Origin of the sequence: Rhizobium sp. 18055 (assembly GCF_902706285.1) — a bacterium.
Lineage (GTDB): Bacteria > Pseudomonadota > Alphaproteobacteria > Rhizobiales > Rhizobiaceae > Rhizobium.
Map to the genome: position 1 here is coordinate 1 of NZ_CACSKD010000519.1, position 379 is coordinate 379.

The window sequence follows — 379 nt, forward strand, 5'->3', positions numbered from 1 at the left end:
GCTTGGCCGGGATCATCGGGTGGTCGAACTGGACGGTGAAGCCCAGCTTGTAGCCCTCGTACGGGGTGAAACGGGCCACCTTGTCGCCCTCGGTCACCTCCACGGTCTTGAGCACGCGGATGAAGCGCTTGGGCGCATCCTGTTCGATGATGCCCGCCGACTGCAGCAGGAACACGAACGGGCCGGCCGAACCGTCCATGATCGGCAGCTCGGCCGAGGACAGTTCGACGATGATGTTGTCCACACCCAGGCCGGCCAGCGCCGACATCAGGTGTTCGACGGTCTGGATCTTTGCGTCGTTGCAGGTCAGGCCGGTGCACAGGGTCACTTCGGTGACCAGTTCGGCCTTGGCCGGCACCTCCACGACCGGGTCCAGGTC

1 protein-coding gene is annotated in these 379 nt (G+C 64.9%); it reads right to left on the reverse strand.

The features are described 5' to 3' along the window. On the reverse strand, positions 1-379 hold a 379-nt coding region (locus tag GVL52_RS30285; RefSeq protein ID WP_200848091.1), incomplete at both ends, for a UDP-3-O-acyl-N-acetylglucosamine deacetylase.